This window comes from Saccharothrix longispora (assembly GCF_031455225.1).
Taxonomy (GTDB): Bacteria; Actinomycetota; Actinomycetes; order Mycobacteriales; family Pseudonocardiaceae; genus Actinosynnema; species Actinosynnema longispora.
This window is the reverse complement of the sequence record NZ_JAVDSG010000001.1, coordinates 8,124,259-8,141,933: the sequence shown is the minus strand read 5'-3', so window position 1 is coordinate 8,141,933 and position 17,675 is coordinate 8,124,259. Positions and strand designations below refer to the sequence as shown.

General features: G+C 73.0%; 21 protein-coding genes. 6 read left to right on the top strand and 15 right to left on the bottom strand.

All coding sequences use genetic code 11. From position 1 onward, the window contains the following. The first annotated feature begins 44 nt into the window (after nt 1–44). Both J2S66_RS35905 and J2S66_RS35900 read left to right on the top strand, forming a co-directional pair. Complete coding sequence (locus tag J2S66_RS35905; RefSeq protein WP_310313941.1) at nt 45–485, top strand: MarR family winged helix-turn-helix transcriptional regulator; 441 nt, start codon at nt 45–47, stop codon at nt 483–485. A gap of 95 nt (nt 486–580) precedes the next feature. Beyond that, complete coding sequence (locus tag J2S66_RS35900) at nt 581–2,833, top strand: HelD family protein (RefSeq protein WP_310313938.1); 2,253 nt, start codon at nt 581–583, stop codon at nt 2,831–2,833. Between the two features lie 68 nt (nt 2,834–2,901). Here the strand turns inward: J2S66_RS35900 and crcB are convergent, their stop codons facing one another. From crcB to J2S66_RS35860, 8 genes are all read right to left on the bottom strand, one after another. Continuing rightward, the gene (crcB, locus tag J2S66_RS35895; RefSeq protein ID WP_310313935.1) at nt 2,902–3,240 is read right to left on the bottom strand and encodes a fluoride efflux transporter CrcB; all 339 of its coding nucleotides are present in this window, start codon (nt 3,238–3,240) and stop codon (nt 2,902–2,904) included. After that, a complete protein-coding gene (locus J2S66_RS35890) occupies nt 3,237–3,590 on the bottom strand; it encodes a fluoride efflux transporter FluC (protein WP_310313932.1) in 354 nt (117 codons plus the stop codon). The genes crcB and J2S66_RS35890 overlap by 4 nt, the downstream gene beginning before the upstream one ends. Beyond that, on the bottom strand, nt 3,580–4,017 hold the full coding sequence (locus J2S66_RS35885) for a MarR family winged helix-turn-helix transcriptional regulator (protein ID WP_310313929.1): 438 nt from the start codon (nt 4,015–4,017) through the stop codon (nt 3,580–3,582). Before J2S66_RS35885 ends, J2S66_RS35890 begins: the two co-directional genes overlap by 11 nt. A 605-nt stretch (nt 4,018–4,622) precedes the next feature. Further along, nucleotides 4,623–5,990, bottom strand: coding sequence for an NAD(P)(+) transhydrogenase (Re/Si-specific) subunit beta (locus J2S66_RS35880; RefSeq protein WP_310313926.1), 1,368 nt, complete (start codon nt 5,988–5,990; stop codon nt 4,623–4,625). After that, the gene (locus J2S66_RS35875; protein WP_310313923.1) at nt 5,987–6,262 is read right to left on the bottom strand and encodes an NAD(P) transhydrogenase subunit alpha part 2; all 276 of its coding nucleotides are present in this window, start codon (nt 6,260–6,262) and stop codon (nt 5,987–5,989) included. The genes J2S66_RS35880 and J2S66_RS35875 overlap by 4 nt, the downstream gene beginning before the upstream one ends. After that, complete coding sequence (locus J2S66_RS35870; RefSeq protein ID WP_310313920.1) at nt 6,259–7,356, bottom strand: Re/Si-specific NAD(P)(+) transhydrogenase subunit alpha; 1,098 nt, start codon at nt 7,354–7,356, stop codon at nt 6,259–6,261. The genes J2S66_RS35875 and J2S66_RS35870 overlap by 4 nt, the downstream gene beginning before the upstream one ends. Nucleotides 7,357–7,444: 88 nt before the next feature. Further along, on the bottom strand, nt 7,445–8,596 hold the full coding sequence (locus J2S66_RS35865) for a nitric oxide synthase oxygenase (protein ID WP_310313918.1): 1,152 nt from the start codon (nt 8,594–8,596) through the stop codon (nt 7,445–7,447). Nucleotides 8,597–8,766: 170 nt separating this feature from the next. Next, entirely contained in the window at nt 8,767–9,897 is a 1,131-nt protein-coding gene (locus J2S66_RS35860) for an FAD-dependent monooxygenase (protein ID WP_310313915.1), read from the bottom strand. Nucleotides 9,898–9,960: 63 nt separating this feature from the next. On the opposite strand from J2S66_RS35860, the gene J2S66_RS35855 reads away from it, so the two are divergent. Continuing rightward, nucleotides 9,961–10,545 (top strand): TetR/AcrR family transcriptional regulator, encoded by a 585-nt coding sequence (locus J2S66_RS35855; RefSeq protein ID WP_310313912.1) that lies wholly within the window; start codon nt 9,961–9,963, stop codon nt 10,543–10,545. Nucleotides 10,546–10,642: 97 nt separating this feature from the next. Here the strand turns inward: J2S66_RS35855 and J2S66_RS35850 are convergent, their stop codons facing one another. From J2S66_RS35850 to J2S66_RS35840, 3 genes are read right to left on the bottom strand one after another with little or no spacing between them, the layout of a single operon-like run. Then, the gene (locus J2S66_RS35850) at nt 10,643–10,888 is read right to left on the bottom strand and encodes a helix-turn-helix transcriptional regulator (RefSeq protein ID WP_310313909.1); all 246 of its coding nucleotides are present in this window, start codon (nt 10,886–10,888) and stop codon (nt 10,643–10,645) included. Then, complete coding sequence (locus J2S66_RS35845; RefSeq protein WP_310313906.1) at nt 10,885–11,760, bottom strand: ABC transporter permease; 876 nt, start codon at nt 11,758–11,760, stop codon at nt 10,885–10,887. Before J2S66_RS35845 ends, J2S66_RS35850 begins: the two co-directional genes overlap by 4 nt. After that, nucleotides 11,757–12,629: an ABC transporter ATP-binding protein gene (locus J2S66_RS35840; protein ID WP_310315353.1), complete on the bottom strand. Its 873-nt coding sequence runs from the start codon at nt 12,627–12,629 to the stop codon at nt 11,757–11,759. Before J2S66_RS35840 ends, J2S66_RS35845 begins: the two co-directional genes overlap by 4 nt. Nucleotides 12,630–12,815: 186 nt before the next feature. Between J2S66_RS35840 and J2S66_RS35835 the strand changes: the two genes are divergently transcribed. The 3 genes from J2S66_RS35835 (at nt 12,816) to J2S66_RS35825 (ending at nt 14,648) form a co-directional block, all read left to right on the top strand. After that, nucleotides 12,816–14,015 (top strand): cytochrome P450, encoded by a 1,200-nt coding sequence (locus J2S66_RS35835; RefSeq protein WP_310313903.1) that lies wholly within the window; start codon nt 12,816–12,818, stop codon nt 14,013–14,015. Next, nucleotides 14,012–14,206, top strand: a complete 195-nt coding sequence (locus J2S66_RS35830; protein WP_306747063.1) for a ferredoxin — start codon at nt 14,012–14,014, stop codon at nt 14,204–14,206. The genes J2S66_RS35835 and J2S66_RS35830 overlap by 4 nt, the downstream gene beginning before the upstream one ends. A 67-nt stretch (nt 14,207–14,273) precedes the next feature. Then, nucleotides 14,274–14,648 carry a hypothetical protein gene (locus J2S66_RS35825; RefSeq protein WP_310313901.1) on the top strand — a complete coding sequence of 125 codons (375 nt, stop codon included), beginning with the start codon at nt 14,274–14,276 and terminating at the stop codon, nt 14,646–14,648. Nucleotides 14,649–14,693: 45 nt separating this feature from the next. On the opposite strand, the gene J2S66_RS35820 is transcribed toward J2S66_RS35825, so the two are convergent. From J2S66_RS35820 to J2S66_RS35805, 4 genes are all read right to left on the bottom strand, one after another. Then, complete coding sequence (locus tag J2S66_RS35820; RefSeq protein ID WP_306747065.1) at nt 14,694–15,041, bottom strand: type II toxin-antitoxin system PemK/MazF family toxin; 348 nt, start codon at nt 15,039–15,041, stop codon at nt 14,694–14,696. Continuing rightward, on the bottom strand, nt 15,028–15,258 hold the full coding sequence (locus J2S66_RS35815; protein WP_306747066.1) for a ribbon-helix-helix domain-containing protein: 231 nt from the start codon (nt 15,256–15,258) through the stop codon (nt 15,028–15,030). The genes J2S66_RS35820 and J2S66_RS35815 overlap by 14 nt, the downstream gene beginning before the upstream one ends. Before the next feature lie 22 nt (nt 15,259–15,280). Continuing rightward, complete coding sequence (locus J2S66_RS35810) at nt 15,281–17,140, bottom strand: bifunctional polysaccharide deacetylase/glycosyltransferase family 2 protein (RefSeq protein ID WP_310313897.1); 1,860 nt, start codon at nt 17,138–17,140, stop codon at nt 15,281–15,283. Between the two features lie 82 nt (nt 17,141–17,222). Continuing rightward, a complete protein-coding gene (locus J2S66_RS35805; RefSeq protein ID WP_310313894.1) occupies nt 17,223–17,627 on the bottom strand; it encodes a DUF6542 domain-containing protein in 405 nt (134 codons plus the stop codon). Nucleotides 17,628–17,675 lie beyond the last annotated feature (48 nt).

Genomic DNA, 17,675 nt, shown 5'->3' with positions numbered 1-17,675 from the left:
CCGCGTCCACCGGCCGGACAATGGGTGGTTCATATGATTGACCCATGAGCGCGGAGCGGTTGAGACGGCACCCCAGTTACCTCATGCTCCAGCTCACCAAGCGGGCGAGGCGCATCTCGGCCGACCTCGTCGACGACGGCCTGCGCCCCGGCCACGTGGCCGTGCTCGCGCAACTCGTGGACGGCGGCCCCACGTCCCAGCGGCAGATCAGCGACCGGCTCGGCGTGGACGCGAGCGACCTCGTGACGCTCGTCGACGACCTGGAGCGGCTCGGCTACGCCGCCCGGCTGCGCGACGCGCGGGACCGGCGGCGGTACTCGGTGCACGTCACGGCCGCCGGGGAGGCCGCGCTGCGGCACCGGCTGGAGGTGGCGGAGGAGGTGGAGGACCGGCTGTTCGCCGCGCTGGACGCGACCGAGCGGGAGCACCTGGCCGATCTGCTGGTGAAGTCGTTCCTGCACCACGAGCAGGGGCGGGGCGTGTAGTAGATTAGACGTTCTGCGCGCGCGATCAGCGCAGGAAACTGTCAGCCGCAATACGACACAGCCTGATAAACCACGCTATCCAGAAATGAGGCACGTTGTCAAGCCCCTCCGACGACCTCCGGCTCGCGGAAAGCGAGTCGGAGCAGGAATACGTGTCGATGCTGTACGGCAGGCTGGACGACCTCCGCGAGCAGAGCTCCAAGCGCCTGGCGGGCGCCCTCCGGCAAACCGGTGGCACCCACCAGATGCGCTCCGAGCGGGACACCTCGGTGGCCATGTACTCCGACCAGCTGGCCCAGTACAGCGCGGTGGAGAACGGGCTGTGCTTCGGCCGGCTCGACTTCCACACCGACGACCGCTTCTACATCGGTCGGATCGGCTTGTTCGACGAGGACAAGGAGTACGAGCCGCTGCTGATGGACTGGCGCGCGCCCGCCGCCCGCCCGTTCTACCTGGCCACGGCCGCCGCCCCGGACGGCGTGCGCCGGCGGCGGCACCTGCGGACCAAGCAGCGCAAGGTCGTCGGCTTCGACGACGAACTGCTGGACATCAACTCGGTCGACCCCGGCCGGCCGTCGGAGGGCCTGACCGGCGAGGCGACCCTGCTGGCCGCGGTCAACGCGAGCCGCACCGGGCAGATGGGCGACATCGTCGCCACCATCCAGGCCGAGCAGGACCGCATCATCCGCACCGAGCTGAACGGCGTCGTCGTCGTGCAGGGCGGTCCGGGCACCGGCAAGACCGCGGTCGCCCTGCACCGCGCCGCCTACCTCCTCTACACGCACCGCCGCCAGCTGGCGAAGCGCGGCGTGCTGGTGGTCGGCCCGAACGCCACGTTCCTGCGCTACATCGGGCAGGTCCTGCCGTCGCTGGGCGAGACGGGCGTGCTGCTGTCGACGGTGGGCGAGCTGTTCCCCGGTCTCACGGCGGTCGGCCGCGAACCCGCCGAGGTGGCCGCGCTCAAGGGCCGCATCGGGATGGCGGACGTGGTGGCACGCGCGATCAAGGACCGGCAGGAGGCGCCGAGCCTGGTCGAGGTGCCGTTCGACCAGGACGTGCTGCGACTGGACCGGCGCACGATCTCCGAGGCCCGCGGCCGGGCCCGGCGCACCCGCCGCCCGCACAACGAGGCGCGGCGCACGTTCCTGCGGGAGATCATCTCCGCGCTGGCGTCGCAGGCGGTGGCCCGGCTGGGTCGGCACCTGCTCGACCAGGCCGACGTGGACGACATCCGGCGCGAGCTGCGCGAGGACCCGGCCGTGCAGGCCGCCGTGGCGAAGCTGTGGCCGACCCTGACGCCGCAGCAGCTGCTGGAGGACCTGTTCGCGTCGCCGAAGCGGATCGCCAAGGCCACGCCGAAGCTGTCCCCCGCCGAGCGCGCCCTGCTGCACCGCCCGCGCGGCGCCGAGTGGACGCCCGCCGACGTGCCGCTGCTCGACGAGGCGGCGGAACTGCTCGGCGAGGACGACACCGAGGCCAAGGCTCGGGCGGAGCGCCGGCGGCGGCAGGCCATCGACTACGCGCAGGGGGTGCTCGACATCCTCGACCTGGAGGACGACGCCGACCCGGACATCCTGATGGCGACCGACCTGGTCGACGCCTACCGGCTGGCCGAGCGGCACGGCGCGGAGCGCTACGAGACGGCGGCCGAGCGCGCGGCGGCCGACCGGACGTGGACGTTCGGCCACGTCATCGTGGACGAGGCGCAGGAGCTGTCGGCGATGGCGTGGCGCACCCTGATGCGGCGCTGCCCGTCGAAGTCGATGACCGTGGTCGGTGACATCGCGCAGACCGGCGACATCGCGGGCGCGTCGTCGTGGGACGACGTGCTCTCGCCGTACGTGATGGACCGGTGGAAGCTCACCGAGCTGACCGTGAACTACCGGACGCCGTCGGAGATCATGGCGGTGGCGGCCGACGTGCTGGCCTCGGTGGACCCCGACCTGGCGCCGCCGACCTCGGTGCGCGACAGCGGTTTCCCGCCGTGGAACCTGCGCGTGGCGTCGCCCGCCGACGTCCTGCCCGAACTGGTGGAGAAGGAGGTCGCGTCGATCGGCGACGGCAAGCTGGCCGTGATCGTGCCCGCCGCGTCGGTCGAGGAGCTGCGGACCGCCGTGCCGGGCGCCTCGGACGACCTGGACGCGCAGGTCGTCGTGCTCGGGGTGGTGGACGCGAAGGGCCTGGAGTTCGACTCGGTGCTCGTGGTGGACCCGGCGGGCATCCTCGCCGAGTCGCCGCGCGGGGCGAGCGACCTGTACGTGGCGCTGACCCGGGCCACCCAGCGGCTGGGCGTCGTGCACGCCGACGAGCTGCCCGACGTGCTGGGGCGGCTCGCGCCCACCGGCTGACCCACGACCGCCGGAGGCCGCCGCCGATGGGGCCGGCGGCCGGGGCGGTCCACCGGTGCGCTCCGGGGTCAGGGACGGTGGCCGAGGACGTGGCCCAGTGCCGCCGCCGCCACGCCCAGCACCAGGTTGGCGGCGACGTTGGCAAGTGCTTTCCAGTGCTCGCCCCGCTCGACGAGGGCCACCGTGTCGTGGCTGAACGTGCTGTAGGTGGTGAGCCCACCGCACAGGCCGGTGCCGACCAGCGCGGTCAGCGCCGGCGACGAACCGGCCAGCCAGCCCAGGGCGAACGAGCCCACCACGTTGACCAGCAGGACCGCTCGCGGGAAGTCGCCGCGCAGCAGCCGGGTCGTCAGGTACCTCAGGACCGCCCCGGTCGCGGCGCCGGCGAACACCAGCAGCGCGGTCACCGGACCACCCGCCGGGTGAGCGTCGCGGCCAGGCCGGTGGCGGTCAGGGCGAGCAGGACGGTGCCGAGCGCGTAGGCGAGGGCCGGGACGCCGCCCAGGCGGACCGCGTCCAGCGCGTAGGCGGAGAACGTGGTGAAGCCGCCGAGCACCCCGACGCCGAGGAACGGCCGGGCCAGGGGGTGCAGGCGCGGCACGAGGACCATCAGCACGCCGATCAGGGCGCAGCCGACGACGTTGACCAGCAGCGTGCCGACCGGACCGGGCAGGACGAGGGACGCCCCGTGGCGGGCGAGGCCGCCCAGGCCGCCACCGAGGGCTACGGCTGCGAGCACGTGTCGTTCAGTTGGCACGCAGGTGGTCCACCAGGTGGTCGAGGGCGGCGAGGGCGCGGACCACGTCGTCGCGCTCGCCCGGCTCCAGCCGGTCCAGCGCGGACCCGATGCGCTTCTCGTGCGCGGCCTGCCAGACGGCGAGCTGCTCGTGACCCCGGGGCGTGACCGACAGCAGCGCCACCCGGCGGTCGGCCGGGTCGCCGCCGCGCTCGACGAGACCGCCTTCGATGAGCTGGCCGACGAGGCCGCTGACCGTGTTGGGCGCCAGGCGCAGCTCCGCGGCGAGGTCGCCCACGCGCATGGGCGGGCGTTCGGCGAGCGTCTGGAGGAGCTCGATCTGCGCCATCGGCAGGGAATCCCACGGCCATTCCGAACGGATGCTGGTGCGCAGGGCGCGACGCAGCCTCGTGACCACGTCCGTGAGTGAGCGTGCCTCGTCCGACATGCGCGAATGGTACTGGGAGGCGGTGATCCGGAAGCCGCACAAACCGTAGCCGGGGCGTCCGGCGGTCCGGGTGACGGGCCGCGCCCGTTCCGGGCCACCTCGGCGGGTTGCCGGAGCGGACGTGCGCGTGATGTCCGAAGTGGACCGCAGCCGGTGGGGCACGCCCTCGTCGCCGCAGGTGGTCGGGCCGGTCCGACCCGCTCCCGGCGTCGCACGCCCGCGCCTCTGCGGCGTCCGCGCGACGAGGTCCCGGTGGCAGTCCCGACGACGTCCGGACGCAACGCTCCACGCCCGCCGCGGCGTCCACTCCCCGGGACGGCGTCCTCTCGGACGAACAGCGCTTCCACCTCTCAGGCGACGCCTGATCGAGTGATAAATCCACGGCCTGGCAGGAAGCACGTCGTGCGTGCTCCGAACGCCGCGCGGCCCCCGCACGCCGACCGGGACAAGCGCCCGCAGGTCGCGAGAGTCCACCCCCAGGCCGCGAGAGTCCAACCTCCAGGTCCGGTGAGTTCTACGCCCGGGTGCGGTGAGTTCTACGCCCGGAACGAACCTGGGGCGTTCCGGGCGTAGAACTCAAAGCCCCTGAGCGTTGGACTCTCGGGTCAGACGTGTTTCACGGCGGCCAGGAGCTTGGTCAGCGAGTCCTTCGCGTCGCCGAACAGGAGGGTGGTCTTGGGGTTGTAGAGCAGGGCGTTGTCGACGCCCGCGAAGCCCGGCCGCATCGAGCGCTTCATGAACACCACGGCCTTCGCCCGGTCCACGTCGAAGATCGGCATGCCGTAGATCGGGCTGGACGGCTCGTCGCGCGCACCGGGGTTGACCACGTCGTTCGCACCCACTACGAGCACCACGTCGACGCTGCCGATGCCGGGGTTGACGTCGTCCAGCTCCTTCAGGTTCTCGTACGGCACATCGGCCTCGGCGAGCAGCACGTTCATGTGCCCCGGCATCCGCCCGGCGACCGGGTGGATGCCGTAGTCCACGGTGATGCCGCGCTGTTCGAGCACCTGGGCGAGCTCCCGCGCCGCGTGCTGGGCCTGCGCCACGGCCAGCCCGTACCCCGGCACGACCAGAACCGAGTGGGCGTAGCCGAGCAGGATCGCGACGTCCTCGACGGTCCCGGAGCGCACGGTGCGCTGCTCGCCGGACACGGCGGTCACGTCACGCGCCTTGAACGCGCCGAACAGGATGTTGGTCAGCGGGCGGCCCATCGCCTGCGCCATCAGCCTGGTCAGGATCGTGCCGGACGCGCCGACGAGCGTGCCGGACACGATCAGCAGCGTGTTGGCCAGCACGTAACCGGAGGCCGCCACGGCGAGGCCGGTGAACGCGTTGAGCAGCGAGATCGCGATCGGCACGTCCGCGCCGCCCACCGGCAGCACGAACAGCACGCCCAGCGCGAGCCCGGCCGCGGCCAGCAGCACGAGCAGCGCCCCGCTGCCGGTGACCACCACCAGGACCGCGAGCAGCGCACTGGCCGCCGCCACGCCGATGCCGAGCACCCGGCCCGCGGGCAGCAGCACGGGCCGGGTCGTCATGACCTCCTGGAGCTTGAGGAACGTGACGACGCTGCCGGAGAAGCTGACGGAGCCGATCAGCACGGTGAGCGCGGTGGCGACCTGGAACAGCACCGAGCCGTCGGCGACCTCCAGGAACTCGGTCAGCGCGACCAGCGCCGCCGCCGCGCCGCCGACGCCGTTGAACAGCGCCACCATCTGGGGGATGGCGGTCATCCGCACCGAGCGCGCCGCCGGGATGCCGACGACCACGCCCGCCGCGACGGCCAGCACGATGAGCAGTCCGTTGTGGACCGCGCCGTGGACGAACGCCACGACCACCGCCAGCGCCATGCCCGCCGCGCCGAGCAGGTTGCCCGCGCGGGCGTGCTTGGGCGTGCTCAGGCCCTTGAGCGCCAGCACGAAGCACAGCGCGGCGACGAGGTAGGCCAACTGCACCCAGGTGGGGCTCACCGCTTGTGCCCCTTGAACATCTCCAGCATCCGGTCGGTGACCACGAACCCGCCGACCACGTTGACCGTGGCCAGGAAGACCGCCGCCAGGCCCAGCGCGATCTCCAGCGCGCCCTCGGCGCGCCCGGTGATCAGGATGGCCCCGACCAGGATCACGCCGTGGATCGCGTTCGCGCCCGACATCAGCGGTGTGTGCAGGATGGTGGACACCTTCGACACGACCTCGAAGCCCACGAACACGGCGAGCACGAAGATCGTCAGCAGGTCGATCACGGCAGCTCCCTCCTCAGCTCGCCCGCGTGGGTCAGGCAGCAGCCGCCCAGCACCTCGTCGTCGAGGTCGGGCCGCACCTCGCCGTCCGAGGTCATCATCAGCAGCAGGTTTGCCACGTTGCGCGCGTACAGCTTGCTGGCGTGCGCGGGCATGCTGCTCGGCATGTTCCGCGCGCCGTGCACGAGGACGTCGCCCACCCACGTGTCCTCGCCCGCGACGCTCGCGGTGACGTTGCCGCCGGACTCGGCGGCCAGGTCGACGACGACCGAGCCGGGCGCCATCGTCTTGAGCATGTCCGCGGTGACGAGCACCGGCGCCGTGCGGCCGGGCACGGCGGCCGTGGTGATCACGACGTCGGAGGCGGCGACGCGCTCGGCGATCAGCTCCCGCTGCCGCTCCAGGAACGTCTCGGACTGCGCCTGCGCGTACACGCCGTCCTGGGTCTCCAGGTCGAGTTCGACGAACTTCGCGCCGAGGCTGCGGACCTCCTCCTTGGCGGCGGCGCGCACGTCGTACGCCTCGACGACGGCGCCGAGCCGGCGGGCCGTGGCGATGGCCTGGAGACCGGCCACGCCCGCGCCGAGGACCAGCACCTTCGCCGGCGGGACGGTGCCCGCGGCGGTGGTGAACATCGGCAGGAACTTCGGCAGGCGGTGCACGGCCTCCACGACCGCGCGGTAGCCCGCCACGAGGGCCTGCGAGGACAGCGCGTCCGCCGCCTGCGCCCTGGTCACCCTGGGTAGCAGGTCGAGGCTGAACGAGGTGACGCCGCGGTCCCGCAGCACCTCGACCAGCTCCCGCTCCAGGTTCGGCTGGAGGAAGCTGATCGTGATGTCGCCCTCGCGCAGCCGCGCCGCCTCCGCCGGGGTCGGCGGTTGCACGGAGATGACGACCTCGGTCCGCCCCGCGGGGTGGTCGGGCGTGGTGTTCGCGCCGGCCGCGCGGTAGGCGGCATCCGGGGCGTGGGCGTGTGCGCCCGCTCCGGCCTGCACGTCCACCGCGAGACCGGCACCGATCAGCGTGGTCACCGTTTCCGGTAGACCGGCTACGCGGCGCTCGGCGGGCCGCGACTCTGCGGGTATGCCGACTCTCACGGAGCGTCACCCTAGTCGCACGAAGGTGATCTATGCCACACTTCCGCCGTATTTCAACCGTATGTACGTCTTGCTGCGCTTCGGAACCTCAGTGGATGACCGGGCAGACGCCCTCGGTGTCGCCGGGGAAGAAGTTGGGCAGCAGCTCCCGCTTGTCGTAGTACCGGTGGAAGACGCTCGTGACGCCGCTGGACATCGGCGGCACGATCCACGTCCAGTCGGCCGGGCAGGTGCGGCCCGCGGCCTCCTCCTTCTCGATGTGCGCGAGGAAGCGGTCGGACTCGGTGTGGTGGTCGGTGATGGTCACGCCCGCCTCGGCGAACGAGTGCAGCACCGCGCGGTTCAGCTCGACCAGCACGCGGTCCTTCCACAGCGACCGCACGGTCGAGGTGTCGAGGCCCATCCGCCGGCCCAGGTAGGGCAGCAGGTCGTACCGGTCGGCGTCGGCGAAGTTGCGGGCGCCGATCTCGGTGCCCATGTACCAGCCGTTGAACGGGGCGGCCGGGTAGTCGATGCCGCCGATGCGCAGCCGCATGTTGCTGATGGCGGGCACGGCGTGCCAGCGCAGGCCCAACTCGGCCAGCCACGGCAGCTCGGGGTGGGTGATGGACACCTCCATCACCGCGTCGCGCGGGATCTCGACCAGGCAGGGTTCGGCGTCCTCCCGCTCGACGACGAGCGGCAGGACGTCGAACGGCCCGCGCCGGCGCGGCGGGCGCCAGCCCAGGTCGAGCGCCTTCCCGGTGAGCTCCAGGTTGCGGCGGTCGCCGAGCACGCCCCCGTCGGCGCCCTCGTAGCCCGCGTAGCGGATCAGCTGCTCGTTGACGACGCGCGGACCGGGCCGACCGGGCTCGTCGGGCGCGAACACGGTGATCACGGGGCGGACCCGGCCGCCGTTGCCGGCGAGCCTGAGGTGCTCGACGCACTCGTCGGCGACCTCCTTGGGGTCGCGCAGGTCGCGCAGGTCGCGCACCTTGAGGCTGCGCCAGTACAGGCGGCCGATGCAGCGCGCGCTGTTGCGCCACGCGACCCGCGCGCCGAAGACCAGTTCGGCGGCCGTGTGGCGGTACGTGCCGGTGGCCGCGATCTCGGCGTGCACCTCGGCCAGGCGGTGCTCCACCGGGCCGAGGTCGGGGTGCTCGGAGTGGTGCAGGCGGATGAAGTCGTCGGCCTCCGCGAGGTCGACGGCGGTCTCGCGCAGGGGGATGGCTTCAGCCGGACACGAGGGGACGGGGGCCATGACGGGACACCGTAGATGCACTTTCGGGGATGGTGCACCGCCGTGCCGGGCACTCGGGAGGAGCACAGCGCGGAGTCAGGACCACACCGTGAGTGCTTAATACCGCGAAAGGGTGAGCCACCCTGCGAAAACGAGTGATATTTGATTGTTATCCACTGGAATCATCGCGGTTATTTGTGACTTACGTCACCGGGCATATTTCCCCCGTCGGGTGACAGCTCCGGAGCCGTCCAGCGGAGGAACCGGGTCATCCCGCGCAGGGCCACCGCGGTCGGCACCGCACGCACGGCCGCGTCGCGCACGGCCACCGCGACCGGGTTGCGCAGCCGGTGCCCCACGCGCCCCATCGCCCGGGACGCCCGCGCGACCGCCTGCGTGCGGGGGCGGCGCGCCCGGTCGTACTCGGCCAGGGCGGTCGGCACGTCGTGGCGCGCGCACAGCGACGCGAGCACCACGCCGTCCTCGATCGCCATGCACGCGCCCTGCCCCAGGTACGGCGTCATCGCGTGCGCGGCGTCGCCGAGCAGCGCCACCCGGCCGCGAACGTAGGTCGGCAACGGCGTGCCCAGCTCGTGGACGTCGTGCCGCAGCACCGCCTCGGGAGGGGTCGCGGCGAGCACCGCCGGGATCGGGTCGTGCCAGTCGCCGACCAGCCGCCGCACCTCCCCCAGCTCGTCGTCGGCACGTCCCCCGGCGGGCGCGACCGTGGCCGCGTACCAGCACACCCGGCCGTCGCCGAGCGGCAGCACGCCCGCCTCCACGCCCGGCCCGAGCGTCTGGCCGATCGCCAGGTCGGCCGGGAACCGCGCCTCGCTCACCCCGCGCCACGCCGTCGTGCCCGCGTACACCGGGCCGGGGTGGTCGGGGAACAGCGACCGCCGGATGCCGCTGCGGATGCCGTCGGCGGCCACCACGAGGTCCGCGTCGAGGTCGTCCACCGAGCGCACCTCGGCGTCCGTGACCAGGCACCCGGCGGGCAGCGCCGAGCGCAGCACGCGGTGCAGGTCCGCCCGGTGCACGGCCACCACGTGCTCCAGCCGCCCCGCGTCCACGCGCGTCAGCGGGCGGCCCCGCCGGTCGAGCACCCCGCCCGCCACGCGGGGCGTGCCGATCCGCCGCACCTCGTCGTCCAGCCCCAGCGCGGCCAGCGCGCGCAGGGCGTTCGGCATCACGCCCACGCCCGCGCCGACCTCGCCGAACGCGGGTGCCCGTTCGAGGACGACCACCTCCCAGCCGACCCGCCGCAACGCCACCGCCGCGGTGATCCCGCCGAGGCCGCCGCCCACCACCGCTGCCTTCACACCCTCACCCCTTCTACACCTGTAGAGATCGCTACTCTACAGGTGTAGAAGGAGGACGCCGCTGTGACGGAGCGCATGGCCGCACTGGCCGACGCCGCCATCCACCTCGTGGCCACGCGGGGCATGCGCGGGCTGACCCACCGGGCCGTGGACGCCGAGGCGGGGGTGCCCACCGGCTCCACGTCGGCCTACTTCCGCACCCGCAAGGCGCTCGTCGAGGGCGTGGTGCGGCGGCTGGCCGAGCTGGACGCGGCGGAGGTGGCCGAGGCGGGCGTCACCCGGTCGCTCGACCCCGACGAGCTGGCCGAGGCGGTCGCGCGGGTCCTGGACACCTGGATGACCACCGGCCGCGAACGCACCCTGGCGCGCTACGCGTGCCTGCTGGAGGCCACCCACCACCCGGAGCTGCGGGGCGTCCTGGCGCACGGCGAACGCCTGCGCGAGCAGGCGCGGGAACTGCTCACCGCGCTCGGCGCGCCCGCACCGGAGCGGCAGAGCCGCGAGCTGGTGGCGTTCGTCGACGGCCTGCTGTTCGACCGGCTGGTCGGGACCGGCGCGCTCGGGGCACCCGCCCCCGGCACGCCGGAGAGCCGCGCCGAGCTGGTCCTGGCCCTGCGGGCGGCGCTGCGGGGCGTGCTGGGCTGGTGACACCGCCTCGGCCGACGTGATCGAGTCGCCGTCGGCCTGACCAGGCCGGGGTGACGTGATCCGGGGGCGGTCCCGGTGGGGACCGCCCCCGGTGCGCCTACGCGGACCGCTCCGAGTCCCGGCTGCCCAGCCGGGGGAACGGGTCGGTCGAGAACACGACCTCCACCGGCACCTCGAAGTACTGCGCGATGCGCAGCGCCAGGTACAGGCTCGGGCTGTACTCGCCCCGCTCCAGGTAGCCCACGGTCTGGTAGTGGATGCCCAGGGCCTCGGAGAGCTGCCTGCGCGACACCCCCCGTTCGGCGCGCAGCATCGCGATCCGGTTGTAGACGCTCTCGCTCACACCCCGCCCCTCTGGAGCGCCGCCTGCCGGCGCCGCTCCATGTCGGCCCCCGACTCCCGGCGGGCCATCCGACGCAGGATCGTAGGCGCGAGCAGGAAACCGACCACCGCCCAGGTCGCCAGGACCGCGATCACGGCGGGTGTCCGCCACGTCCCGCCGATCTCCGCGGCCGCCGCCGCGTCGGGCAGCAGCGCGGAGCGGGCGCCGAGCCCGATCCAGTACACCGGGAACACCTGGCCGAGCGCCTGGAGCCAGCCGGGCAGCGCGGTGATCGGGTAGAAGATGCCGGAGATCGCCGCGACGCCCATCATCGGCAGCATCGTGATGCCCATGGCGCCGCCGGGGCTCTTGGTGATCGACCCGGCGACCGCGCCCCACGGCAGGGTCGCCAGCGCGCCCAGCACCAGCACGGCGAGCAGGCCCAGCACGCCACCGACGCCCGTGTGGCCGAACACGTCCACCAGCAGCGCCGCCGGAACCAGCAGGACGACCAGGCTGAACCCGCCGTCCAGGGCCAACTGCACGAGCCGGGCGACGAGGTAGCCGACCATGCCGTTCGGCACGGCCTTGGCGCGCAGCAGCGTGCCGTCCTCGCGGTTGGTGCTGAGCTGGCCCGCCGGCCCCACGAGACCGCTGAAGGCCACGCCCATGCCGAGCATGCTCGGCAGCGTGAAGGCCGCGAGCGCGAGCCCGGTTCCCTCGACCGCCGTGTCGCGCTGGAACCACAGCACGAGCATGAAGCCGATCGTGGTGAAGACGTTGAACAGCTGGTCGGGACTGCCCAGCGTGTGCCGGAACTCGCGCAGCCCCCGGTCCACGCCGAGTCGCACCGCGAACATCCTGCCGCCGGCCCCGCTCTCCCGGGTGCTCACAGGACCGCCACCTCCTCCTGCTCGACCCGGCCGTTCTCGTGCCGCTGGACCAGTGCCATGTAGGTGTCCTCCAGCGTGCTGCGGCGCACCTCCAGCTCCGAGACGCCCGTCGGGTGCTGCCGGAACAGGTCGCGCACGAACTCCGCGGCGTCGTCGGCGGTGTGCACGTGCCGCTGCCCGTCGTGCGTCCAGCGCACCTCGGACTTGCCCGCGACCTGACGGCTGAGCTGGTCGGGGCTGCCGTCGGCGATGATCCGCCCGCCCGCGAGCACCAGGATGCGGTCGGCCAGCTTCTCCGCCTCGGCCAGGTCGTGCGTGGTGAGCAGGATCGTCATGCCCTCCAGGTCCGACAGCCGGTGCACCAGGTCGTGGAAGTCGCGGCGGGCGTGCGGGTCGAACCCCGCCGTCGGCTCGTCCAGGAACAGCAGCTCGGGCTTGCCGACGATGCCGATGGCGACGTCGAGCCGCCGCCGCTGGCCGCCGGAGAGCGTGGAGACCTTCTTGTCGGCGTGCTCGGTCAGCCCCACCGCCTCGATCAGCTCGTCGGTGTCGACCGGCCGGGAGCGGTCGGGCGTGGCGTACGGCAGGTAGTAGCGCCCGAGGTGGTGCAGCAGCTCGCGCACGCGCCAGCGGCCGTGGTCGCGCCAGGACTGGAGCACCACGCCGAGCTTGGCCCGCCACGCCTCGTCGCCCTTGGCCGGGTCCTGCCCCAGCACCCGGACGTGCCCCGCGGAGGGCAGCCGGAAGCCCTCCAGGATCTCGATGGTCGTCGTCTTGCCCGCGCCGTTCGGCCCGAGCAGGGCCACCACCTCGCCCAGGCCCGCCGTGAAGTCGACGCCGCGCAGCACGTCCGTCGACCCGTAGCGCATCCGCAGGTCGCGTACCTCGATGACCAAGGACCCTCACCTCCCCCATGTAGAAGTTCTCGGGCGATTTGTAGCACACCTGCTATCTCTCGTACTACGTGCGTTCCTGACGGCATATTTACTTCACGGGTTCGTGAATTTTCTGTAGCTTGCGAAGGAGGTCCCCTGACGCACTGGGAGGTGTGCGAGATGACCGAGATGTTGATCCCGGAGCTGCCCACGACGCGCAGCACGGCTTTCGACCCGCCCGCGGAGCTGGGATCGCTCCGCGCGGCGGCGCCCATCCACAGGATGCGGTTCCCGGACGGGCACGAGGGGTGGCTCGTCACCGGCTACGAGCTCGCGCGGGAGGTGCACGCGGACCGGCGCTTCAGCAGCCGGTCCGAGCTGCACCACCCGTTGCGGCGGTTGGCCGGTCAGGCGGTGCCGCGCCAGGACCCGGCCAAGCCCGGCATGTTCATCGGCATGGACGCGCCGGACCACACCCGCTACCGCAGGCTGCTCACCGGCCAGTTCACCGTGCGGCGGATGAACGCGCTGATGCCCCGCATCGAGCAGATCGTCGCCGAGCACCTGGCGGGGCTGCGCGCGGCGGGCTCGCCGGCGGACCTGGTGGCGAACTTCGCGCTGCCGGTGCCGTCGATGGTGATCTGCGAGCTGCTGGGGGTGCCGTGGGACGAGCGCGAGGCGTTCCAGCGGGACACCGCCGAGGCGCTGCGCCTGGACCGCCCGTTCGAGGAGGTCATGGCGGCGTTCGAGCGGTTGGAGGAGTTCGTCGCCGACCTCGTGCGGCGCAAGCGCGCCGAACCCGGCGACGACATGCTGACCGGGTTGGTCGAGACCGGGGAGCTGACCGACGGCGAGGTGGCCAACATGGGGCTGCTGCTGCTCGTCGCCGGTCACGAGACCACGGCGAACATGCTCGGCCTCGGCACGCTCGCGCTGCTGCGGCACCCCGAGCAGCTGGCCGCGCTCAAGGCCGACCCCTCGCTGCTGGACAACGCCGTCGAGGAGCTGATGCGGTACCTGTCGATCATCCAGTTCGGCACCATCCGCACCGCCCTGGAGGACGTCGGGATCGGCGGCGTGGTGATCCGCGCGGGCGACACCGTGTCGATCTCGGTGCCCGCCGCGAACCGCGACCCGGAGCGCTTCGAGCGGCCGGACGAGCTCGACGTCCGCCGGTCCGCGACGGGGCACATCGCGTTCGGGCACGGTGTGCACCAGTGCCTGGGCCAGCAGTTGGCCCGGATCGAGATGAGGGTCGGGTACTCGGCGCTGTTCCGGGAGTTCCCGGACCTGCGCCTGGCCGTGCCCGCCTCGGAGGTGAGGTTGAGGACCGACATGGCGATCTACGGCGTGCACGAGCTGCCGGTGGCGTTCTCGTGAGGGTCGAGGTGGACCGGGACCGCTGCGCGGGAGCCGGCATGTGCGCGCTGACCGACCCGGACGTGTTCGACCAGGACGAGTCGGACGGGACGGTCGTGCTGCTGGAGCCCGAGCCGACGGGCGGGCACGAGCGGTCGGCCCGCGAGGCCGCCCAGCTGTGCCCGGCCGGGGCGATCCGGGTGGTCGACTGACCGCTCGCCGCCGGGGTCTTCCGCGAGGGGACCCCGGCGGCGCGGCGCCCTCTGCCACACTCGTGGCGTGTCGTTGGAGCTGGCAGACCAGGTGGCCTCCGTGACGTCGGCCGTCCTGGGGGCCGCCGGCCTCGTCTGCGCACTGGTGGGCCTCGTCCTCCAGCGGCGGGACCGCGAGCGCGCTCCCGCCGACCCGTACGCCGCACCGCCCGCGCCCACACCGCTCGCGGGTCCCGACGCGGGCGGCGGCCTGTACGTCCCGGAGCGCGGCGAGTGGGTCCCCGACCCGAGCCACCTCCCCCCGTACGGGGGCACGCCGGACCACTGGCAGCCCCCGGCGTTCGAGGACGTCCCCCCGACGACCGGGCGGACGTTGCTGGTGGTGGGCGCGTCCCTGCTGGGGCTGTGCGCGGTCGCCGCGCTCGTCGGCCTCGCGCTGTGAATTCCGCGCTGTGAGCCCCGCTGCCGCGCCCCGGTCGGCCGCGCCTCAGAGGGCCAGGTGCATCCGCAGGGCTTCGTCGAGCTGCTTGAGCACCGCGGGCGGCAGGCCGCCGATGCGGGCGCGGAGCCTGGCCGCGGCGACCGTGCGCACCTGCTCGGCCTGCGCCTTCGAGTCCGCGCCGAGCCCGCAGTCCTTGGCGGGCAGCAGCACCTGGAACGGGTACACCCTGGTGGTGTTCGAGGTGATCGGCACGACCGTCACGACCCCTCGGCCGCCCCGTCCGGCGGCCCGGTTCGCCGCGTCGTTGCTCACGACCACGGCCGGGCGGACCTTGTTGGCCTCGGCGCCGCGCACCGGTTCCAGGTCCACCCAGTAGATGTCACCTCGTCGCATCGACCACACCGTCTGGCGCGGTCGGTTCCCACAACTCCGCTTCCCCACCCGTCTCCCACTCGTCCCACGCGCCGGCGTAGGCGTTCTCCAGACCGGCCTCGCGCAACATGGCGATCGCCTGGTGGATCACCGACGAGCGCGAGGGGCTGTGGTGCTGCCGCAGGTAGCGGTCGACGAATTCGACGTCCTCCTCCGGGAGGCTCACACTGATTTTCATACCACCGATGCTACCCGCGGTGCTACCGAGCGGCCACCTTCGCCAGGCCGCTGCGCCGTGCCGTCTGCCATGCCAGCGGCGTCCCGTTCAGGGCCGTGACCAGCGACTTGATCACCACGACGTAGGTGAGCTGCCGGTAGGCCACCTGCTGGAGCGGGAACACCCAGAGCGGGGCGAGCGACTCGCCGTCCAGCCTCAGCGCGTACCCGGCGCCCGCCGTCTGCACCACCAGGAACACACCCCAGACCACCAGCGCCCACGGCGCGTCGGCCACGAACGCCCCGTAGAGCACGTAGACGTCCAGCGCGGGCGCCAGGGCGGGCAGCACGACGTGGAACAGCAGCAGGTACAGCAGCCCGAACCGGCCCATCCGGCCCCGCTCGCACAGCGCCGTCCGGTGCTTCCACATCGACTGGAACGTGCCGTAGGACCACCGGTACCGCTGCTTGTAGAGGCCGGACGCGCCGGTCGGCACCTCGGTCCACGCCCGCGCCGCCGGCTCGTACACCACCCGCCACCCGGCACGGGTGATCGCCATCGTCACGTCCGTGTCCTCGGCGAGGGTGTCCGCGCTGATGCCGCCGACCTCGTCCAGCGCCTCCCGGCGGAACGCCCCGATCGCACCGGGGATCGTCGGGATGCACTCCAGCGCGTTGAGGATCTGCCGGTCCAGGTTCGAGCCCGCCGTGTACTCCAGGTGCTGCCAGCGCCCGAGCAGGCCGCCCCGGTTGGCGACCTTGACGTTGCCGGAGACCGCGCCGACACCGGTGCCGCCGAGCGGGCGGACGACCTTCGACACGGTGTCGCGCTCGAACACGGTGTCGCCGTCCACCAGGACCAGCGCGTCGTGCCGGGCGAGCGCGATGCCCGCGTTGAGGGCGGCGAACTTGCCGCCGTTCGGCTGGCTGACCACCCGCACGTTCGCCAGGTCCAGCGCCCGCACCACGTCGGCCGTCCCGTCGGTGGACCCGTCGTCGACGACCACCACCTCCACCCCCGCCGGGTGCTCGGAGGCGGCGATCGAGGACACGGCCGCGACGATGTTGGCGACCTCGTTGTAGGCGGGCACGACCACCGACACCGGCGGTGCGTGCGGCGCGACGGCGGTCTCGCGGTGCAGGCGGCGAGCCGTGTGCGCGAGCCCCAGTTGCAGGACGGTGCGCAGCGTCGCCAGCACCGCCACCACGGCGCAGACCAGTCCGAGGACCAGCGCCAGCACGTCGCCGTGGTGCTGCGACCAGCTCAGCGCGTGCCCGGTGACCTCCTCGGCCGGGCTCGCGTCGTCCAGCGCGGGTCCGCGGCCGGTCGCGTCGGTGAGCGTGGTGAAGCGGCGGTCCGGCAGCGCGTCGACGAGCAGGTCGACCACGGCGGGCGTCACGCTGGACACGTGCAGCCGGACGACCCGGTGCGCGTTCGGCAGCACGTCCGCCACCACGGGCAGCGGGTCGTACCGGTGCAGGTCCGGTGTGTCGGGCTCCGGTTCGGACAGCCCGCTGTGGACATCCGCGGCGGCGGCCAGGGCGGTGCGGGCGAAGGCCGTGCCCAGCCCGTCGTGCTCGCCCTCGCGGAAGGAGGACACGCCCACCTCGTGCCCGTCGCGCACCATCCGCCGCACCAGCTCGGGGTGCTCGTTGACGTGCGCGCCGACCAGGAAGAACGTCGCCCTGACGTCCCTGGCGGCCAGCGCGTCCAGCAGCCGCGGCGTCCACCTCGGGTGCGGTCCGCCGTGGAACACCAGCGCCGCCGTGCCGTCCGCGACCTCCTCGGCGGCGACGTGCACGCGTTCGGGGTCGGCGACCCTGGCGGTGGCGTAGGCGTGGAAGCTCAACGCCCCCATGAGGAAACCCAGCCCCACCACGAGCGAGACCCAGTGCGTCCTCACGGGACGTGCCCGGCCACGGTCGCCACGATGACCGCCGCCAACCCCAGCAACGACGTCGCCAGCGCCAACCCGGCCGCGCGCATCACGCCACGGCGCCTCCCCGTCGGGTCGACGAAGACCTGCCCCTCCACCACGATCCCCCCACCCGCACCGCCGCCACCACCAGCCCGGCGCCCACCGCCACCGCGAGGTGCGGGAACGCGCGCACGACCGGTGGTGCGACGAGAATCGCCAACTTCCCCGTGGACTTCCCCTCCAGCGCGGACACGGCCACCACCAGCCCCGCGTACAACAGCGGGGGTGCCGGGACCGCGATCCACAACCCGACCGGCCGCACCATCGCGGCCGCGAGCGACGCGCCGAACACCATGAGGACGCCGAGCACCGCCCCGGGTTGCTCGCCGTCGAGCCAGATGCCGACACCGGTGAAGAGCGCCGTCACGGCGATCGCCGCCACACTCGGCAGATGGGCCAAGCGGTCAACCACGACACGTCCCCCAACGTCAACTTCTCCAGGTTAGAGGACGCAGGGGGG